The organism is Mesorhizobium sp. J18, assembly GCF_007829525.1.
GTDB lineage: Bacteria > Pseudomonadota > Alphaproteobacteria > Rhizobiales > Rhizobiaceae > VLJP01.
Map to the genome: position 1 here is coordinate 4,665 of NZ_VLJP01000066.1, position 7,040 is coordinate 11,704.

At 60.9% G+C, this 7,040-nt stretch carries 7 protein-coding genes and 1 pseudogene; all 8 read right to left on the minus strand.

Annotated elements, in window-relative coordinates; translation table 11 throughout:
- Window positions 1–21: 21 nt before the first annotated feature.
- Window positions 22–864 (minus strand): annotated as a pseudogene (gene gndA, locus L598_RS18455) (NADP-dependent phosphogluconate dehydrogenase); the annotation flags it as partial.
- Between the two features lie 25 nt (window positions 865–889).
- Window positions 890–1,321, minus strand: coding sequence for a Fur family transcriptional regulator (locus L598_RS18460; protein WP_144865006.1), 432 nt, complete (start codon window positions 1,319–1,321; stop codon window positions 890–892).
- An 83-nt stretch (window positions 1,322–1,404) separates the two neighbouring features.
- Window positions 1,405–2,091, minus strand: a complete 687-nt coding sequence (locus L598_RS18465; protein WP_144865008.1) for an ABC transporter ATP-binding protein — start codon at window positions 2,089–2,091, stop codon at window positions 1,405–1,407.
- Window positions 2,088–2,837 carry an ABC transporter ATP-binding protein gene (locus tag L598_RS18470; RefSeq protein WP_144865010.1) on the minus strand — a complete coding sequence of 250 codons (750 nt, stop codon included), beginning with the start codon at window positions 2,835–2,837 and terminating at the stop codon, window positions 2,088–2,090. The genes L598_RS18465 and L598_RS18470 overlap by 4 nt, the downstream gene beginning before the upstream one ends.
- Window positions 2,830–3,801, minus strand: coding sequence for a branched-chain amino acid ABC transporter permease (locus L598_RS18475; RefSeq protein WP_144865013.1), 972 nt, complete (start codon window positions 3,799–3,801; stop codon window positions 2,830–2,832). The genes L598_RS18470 and L598_RS18475 overlap by 8 nt, the downstream gene beginning before the upstream one ends.
- A gap of 7 nt (window positions 3,802–3,808) precedes the next feature.
- Window positions 3,809–4,729, minus strand: a complete 921-nt coding sequence (locus L598_RS18480) for a branched-chain amino acid ABC transporter permease (RefSeq protein WP_144865015.1) — start codon at window positions 4,727–4,729, stop codon at window positions 3,809–3,811.
- A 133-nt stretch (window positions 4,730–4,862) separates the two neighbouring features.
- A complete protein-coding gene (locus L598_RS18485; RefSeq protein ID WP_144865017.1) occupies window positions 4,863–6,002 on the minus strand; it encodes an ABC transporter substrate-binding protein in 1,140 nt (379 codons plus the stop codon).
- A gap of 208 nt (window positions 6,003–6,210) precedes the next feature.
- Window positions 6,211–7,040, minus strand: an 830-nt coding sequence (locus L598_RS18490) for an AMP-binding protein (RefSeq protein WP_144865019.1), incomplete at its 5' end; no start/stop codon positions are given.

Genomic DNA, 7,040 nt, shown 5'->3' on the forward strand with positions numbered 1-7,040 from the left:
CGCGGTCACTTTTCATGGACGAGAGGCTGCGGGCTGGCCGAGCTGCTGCGCTTCGATGACGGACCAGCGGCCGGTACCCTTCTGTCCGGCACGATCGAGGATGACATCGACCAGGGGCTTGCCCGTTTCCGGATCGTCCTCGGCAAGCACTGTAGCTGTGATCTCAATGAGATAGGAATTCAGCCGTCCATTGTTCCATCTGCCGAATATGTCCCCGATTTCCTTTGCCGGCATTCCATAGCCGTCGCGCAATATGCCGTATATCTCCGCGATCATCTGCATATCGGCATATTCGATGCCGTTATGGATGGTCTTGACGAAATGTCCCGCGCCGTCCGGCCCCAGCCATGCCTCGCAGGGTTCACCTTCGTAGCGCGCGGCGATATCGGTCAGAATAGGCTTTACGCGGTCATAAGCCTTGCGCGTGCCACCGACCATTATGGAAGGACCGTGGCGAGCCCCTTCCTCACCGCCGGAAACCCCCATGCCGACGAATTGCAGGCCGGCATCCTTGAGCGCTGCCATGCGGCGGCGTGTATCGTGGAAGTTGGCATTGCCGGCATCGATGATGATGTCTTCCGCGCCAAGCAGCGGGGCTAAGCCTTCGACCTGCTCATCTACGGGGTTGCCGGCCGGCACCATAAGTATGACGGGGCGTGGCGGCCTGACGGCCTCCACCAACTCCTCCAGCGAAGACGTGGGAACGATGCTGTCGGCCAGGGTGCCAGCCTCGATCAGGAATTCCCGGGTTCGCTCTTCCGTGCGGTTGAAGACTGCTACGCGATGCCCCTTCTCGGCGATATTGAGGGCCAGATTGGAGCCCATGACGCCGAGACCAATCAGGCCGATTTCTGCTTGCTGCATGATTCTTTCCGGAGCTCTGGTCCGGTCAACTCTTCCGGCGCTTCCTGCCGTAGAGTTCGAGCCGGTGATGGACGATCTCATAGCCGAGGGAGCGGGCGATCTCGGCTTGCAATTGCTCGATGCGGTCGGAATGAAACTCGATCACTTCGCCCGTGTCGAGGTCGATCAGGTGATCATGGTGTTCCCCGCTGGCCTGCTCGAATCGCGACGGTCCGCCTTCGAAAGCGTGGCGATGGATGGCGCCCATTTCCTCCAAGAGCTTCATCGTGCGGTAGACTGTCGAAAGCGAGATGGTGCTGTCGATGGCCGATGCGCGCTGGTATATTTCCATCGCGTCGGGATGGTCGTCGGTCTGGGCCAGGATCTGCAGGATGGTGCGGCGGGGCCTGGTTATCCGCGCGCCAGCCCTGCGCAGTTCCTTTTCGTAATCCGGCTTGTGGTTCACGGTTCGATTCATGCCGCGAATATGCGCCAGATGACAACCAGTTGCAAAGATTTCGGGGCATACTCCAGGAATATGGGCATTCAATGGGCGCGGCCCTAGACGCCCAGATAGCGGTCCTGCAACGCGGGCGTCAGTGAACCTGCGACGCCGGTCCATACCGTGCGCCCCTTTTCAAGAATCACGCAGCGGTCAGCGACTGGGAGGAGTTCCGCAAGTGCCTTGTCGACGATGAGGATCGACTGTCCATCCTGCTTCAAGGCCCGGATGGAGGCCCATATGTCCTGCCGGATGACCGGCGCCAGGCCTTCGGTCGCTTCATCAAGAATGAGCAGCTTCGGATTGGTCATCAAAGCACGACCGATGGCGAGCATCTGTTGCTCGCCGCCCGAAAGCGTATTCGCATATTGGCGACGGCGCTCGGCAAGCCGCGGGAACAGGCGGTTCACGCTGGTCAGCGACCATTTTCCCCCACGCGCCGCAGCGACAAGATTCTCTTCCACCGTCAGATTGGGGAAGCAGCGCCGACCTTCCGGGACAAGGCCTATGCCGAGCCTGGCTATGCGGTGCGGGCTGCGGCGGGTAATATCGCTGCCGGCGAAGCGAATGGCGCCGGTGCGCGGCGGCGTCAGATTGCATATGGAGCGTATGGTCGTGGTCTTGCCCATGCCGTTGCGGCCCATGAGCGCCACCACTTCACCTTCGCCTACGGAAAGATCGACGCCGAAAAGCGCCTGGCTTGCGCCGTAAAAGGTCTGCAGGCCGGAGACTTCCAGAAGGCTCATGCCGGCTCTCCGAGATAGGCCTCGCGTACGGTGGGATTGTTGCGGATTTCCTCGACGCTGCCGGTGGCGATGACGCGCCCGTAGACCAACACTGATATGCGGTCTGCCAATGCGAAGACGGCTTCCATGTCATGCTCCACGAGCAGGATAGGAGCCTCCTGACGCAACCCGTCAAGGAAGGCCGTCAACGCCTGGGAGCCTTCCGGTCCCATGCCGGCCATCGGCTCATCCAACAGAAAAGCCCTGGAGCCAAGCGCCAGGGCAATCGCGATCTCCAACTGGCGGCGCTCCCCATGGGAAAGCTCGGCTGCCGGAATGCCGGCACGGTTGGCCAGCCCGACCCGTTCCAGCGCGGCCATGGCCGGCTCCTTCAGCGAGGCGTCGTCCATGACCGGCCGGAAGAAACGAAAGCTCGATCCCTGCGATCCCTGTACTGCCAGCATGACATTGCGCAGTGCAGAGAATTCATGCGCAAGGGAGGAAACCTGAAACGTCCGCCCGAGGCCGAGGCGAGCCCGTTCGGCAACTCCCAGCGTGCCGATGTCCTGCCCGAGGAAGCGGATTTCGCCCGAATCTGGCCTTATCGTTCCGGCGATCTGGTGGATCAGCGTCGATTTGCCTGCGCCGTTGGGGCCGATCAGCGCGTGGATCTCACCCTCCCGGAGGTCAAGGCTCACACCATCGGTGGCGACCACTGCGCCGAAGGATTTTTTCAGGCTCCGGATGTCGAGCACAGGTTCAGCCATGACGCTCCTTTCCCGCAAGGAGGCCGATCAGCCCGCCGCGCGCGAAAAGCACGACGCCGAGAAGAATGAGGCCGAGGAAAAGCTGCCAGCTTTCCGTCAGACCCCCGAGCACGAACTCAAAGAGTATATAGAGAATGGCACCGGCCAGCGGCCCGAAAAGCCTCCCCGTTCCCCCGAGGATGATCAGCACGATCAATTCGCCCGACATGTGCCAGGACAGCATGGAAGGGCTGACGAAGCGGTTGAGATCGGCATAGAGGGCGCCCGCGATCGCCGTCACCATTCCCGAGAGGATAAAGGCGACGAGGCGTATCCGGTAGGGTGTGATGCCAACGGCCGCGACCCGGGTCGGATTCTGCCGTGAAGCCTGGAGTGCGGTCCCGAAACGGGAGGCGCGAAGGGTGGCGAACACAAGGAGCCCTAGCACCAGCAGGCCATAGCAGATCAGGAAGAAGGTCATGGGATCGAGCGTATTGAGGCCCGGAAAGCTGTTGCGGACGTAGAGCGACAGTCCGTCCTCGCCGCCATAGGCCGGCCAGGAGATGGCGAAATAATAGATCATCTGCGCGAAGGCGAGCGTGATCATGATGAAATAGACACCGGATGTCCTGAGGCTTATCGCGCCAATGACCGCGGCCACGAGACCGCTGGCGACAAGGCTTGTCAGCCAGATCACCAGCATCTGCTTCGAGCCGGGGAGGCCGAAGAGAAGCGGCTCCTGGTTGAAGGCATGGGTCGCAAGGATGCCGGCGGCATAGCCGCCTATGCCGAAGAAGGCCGCATGGCCGAAGGAGACCAGCCCGCCGAGCCCGAGCGCGATATTGAGGCCGGTGGCGGCAAGCGCCAGGATGGCGATCCGCGTTGCAAGCGTGACATAAAAGGTTTCGCCTATCGCCTGGGCCGCGAGAGCCGCGGCAGGGACAAGCAACAGGAGGACGAGATTGACCGTGCGTTCGCGAGTCATCCGCATCTCACGCATTGGCCGCAAACAGGCCCTGCGGGCGCACCGCAAGGATCAGCGCCATGACGATGTAGATAAGCATCGAGGCAACGGCGGCGCCGATGGAGGCCGCCTGTGAGGGAGGCAGGAAAACCTCGAGCAGGACCGGCAACAGAAAACGCCCCAGCGTATCCACCACGCCGACCAGAACGGCGCCGATCAGGGCGCCCTTGATCGAACCGATGCCGCCGATGACGATGACCACGAAAGCGAGGATGAGCACGGGCTCGCCCATGCCGACCTGGACCGATTGCTGTGCGCCGACCAGCGCACCGGCCAGCCCGGCAAGGGCGGCGCCCAGCGCAAACACGATCGTGTAAAGCGTGCGGATGTCAACGCCGAGAGCGCCGATCATTTCACGATCGGATTCGCCTGCCCGGATGCGCATGCCGAGCCGCGTATGCGAGATCAGCAGGTAAAGCCCCGCCGCAACGACAATGCCGACGCCGATAATGGCGAGGCGATAGAGGGAATATTGCGCTCCTCCCGGCAGATGCACGGCGCCGGAGAGCGCGGAAGGAATGTTGAGATAGAGCGGGAAGGAGCCGAACAGCCAGCGCGTGGCTTCCGAGAAGATGAGGATCAATGCGAAGGTGGCCAGGACCTGATCCAGATGATCGCGCGCATAGAGCCGTCTTATGACGAGGATTTCCATGACGGCGCCAGCCGCAGCGGCTGCGGCGAGGCTTGCTGCAAGACCGAGCCAGAAGGATCCCGTCGCTGCGGCCACCACGGCGCAGGCGAAGGCACCGACCATGTAGAGCGAACCATGCGCCAGGTTGATCAGGCCCATGACGCCGAAGATCAGCGTCAGGCCCGCCGCCATCAGAAACAGCGTCACGCCGAGCTGGATGCCGTTGAGTACCTGTTCGATGATGAGTGCAGAGGACAATAGGAGGTCCCGGTTACTTCAGCGGTAAGCGGCCTTCCTCATCCGGCTTCGGTTCCCTTTCCAACAGGAGAAGGCCCCGTTCCATGGGGCTCTTCTCAATGGTCGAACAGCCGTATGAAGAGCACCCTTCAGACTACATCTTGCACTCTGCCGCATAGGCATCCTGGTGGTCGGTGAAGGCGGTGTCGACGATCTTGTTCGTCAGCACGTCGCCTTCCTTGATCACCTCGCGCATATAGATGTCCTGGATCGGGTGGTTGTTCGTGTTGAATTTGAACTTGCCCCGGACCGAGTCGAAATCAGCCTCCTTGAGTGCGGCGCGGAAGGCTTCCTTGTCCTTTACGCTGGCCTTCTCGATGGCAGACAGGACGAGGTTTGCCGTGTCATAGCCTTGCGCCGCGTAGAGCGACGGCAGCCGGCCATATTCGGACTGGAAGGTTTCGACGAATTTCTTGTTCGCCTCGTTGTCGAGATCCTTTGACCACTGCGAGGAGTTCTTCGCCCCGACAGCCGCATCGCCGATAGCGCCGAGAACGTCCTGCGAGAAGGAGAAGCCAGGACCCATGACAGGAAGATCGACGCCCGACTGGGCGAACTGCTTCATGAAGGCAATGCCCATGCCGCCCGGCAGGAAGAAGAAGAGGCCATCGGCTCCGGAGGAGCGGATCTGCGCGATCTCGGCCGCATAGTCCGTCTGGCCGAGCTTTGTGTAAACCTCGCCGGCCAGTTCGGCGTCATAGTAGCGCTTGAAGCCGGTCAGCGAGTCCTTGCCGGCCGGATAGTTGGGCGCCATGATGAACATCTTCTTGAAGCCCTGCGCCTTCGCATAGGCGCCGACCGCCTCGTGGAAATTGTCGTTCTGATAGGCGACATTGAAATAGTTCGGATTGCAATTCGCCCCGGCCAGCGCCGACGGTCCGGCATTGGGCGAAAGATAGATGACATCCTGTCCGGTAACGCTCGGAACGACGGCCATGGCCAGATTCGACCAGATGATGCCGGTCATCAGATCGACCTTGTCGCTCTGGATCATCTTGTCGGCGATCTGAACCGCCAATTCAGGCTTCTGGCCGTCATCTTCGATGACGACCTCGATTTCTTCATTTCCCGATTGCTTGATCGCCAACATGAAGGCATCGCGCACATCGACCCCGAGGCCGGCCCCACCGCCGGAAAGGGTCGTGATCATCCCGATCTTGACCGGCTCGGCATGAACCGAACCCGCTACCGCCACGGAAAGGGCCACTAGCCCAGCGCCTAGAACTGCTTTCATCACGTTCTCCCTCTATTCAAGTTCCCTTACGGCTGCGGCGCTGTTTCATGTTTTTCCGCCTGTGGCCGATCTCATCTTCGAAGTGCTTGCTTCCACCGATCAGTTTCCATATCCGCTATTGCCCGACAGGAGGAAGCAGAATCCTCTTCCGGCCGCTTTTCATCCCATGATTCTTCCATGGGTGCGGGCTTTTGGTGCCATCCGGCCATCAGTTTCTTTCCTCCCGCAATCTGAAACGCTGGATCTTGCCCGTTTGTGTCTTCGGCAAAGCAGAGACGAACTTCACTGACCGAGGATATTTGTATGGCGCAATGGTCGCCTTCACATGGTCCTGCAGGCGCTTTTTCGTAAGCTCATCGGCGGCGACACCCTCGGCAAGAACAATATAAGCCTCCACGATCTGCCCGCGCCCTTCGTCGGGCACGCCGATCACGGCGCATTCCATGACGTCAGCATGAGCGAGCAGTACGGCTTCTACCTCCGGGCCGGCGATATTGTAGCCGGCCGATATGATCATGTCATCCGAACGGGCGGCGAAATGAAAACGGCCCTCCTCGTCCTGAAAGAAGGAATCGCCTGTCAGATTCCATCCATTCCGCACATAATCCTGCTGTCTGTCATCGGCGAGATAACGGCAGCCGGTCGGCCCGCGCACGGCCAGCCGCCCGATCTGGCCACGCGGAACCTCGTTCATGTCCTTGTCGACCACCTTTGCCTCATAGCCGGTCACGGGCCGGCCCGTGGTGGCCGGTGCCATGTCGTCAAAGCGATTGGTGATGAAGATGTGCAGCATCTCGGTCGAGCCGATGCCGTCGAGAATCGGCTTGCCGGTSTTCCTTATCCATTCCTCAAAGACCGGACCGGGTAATGTCTCGCCAGCTGAAACCGCAACGCGCAGCGACGAAAGATCTGCCCCTTCATCCATCGCCGCCAGCATGGCGCGATAGGCGGTCGGCGCGGTGAAGCTCACGGTGGCGCGATAACGCTCGATGATCTCGACCATGTTCGGCGGTGAAGCGTTTTCGAGAAGCGTTGCGG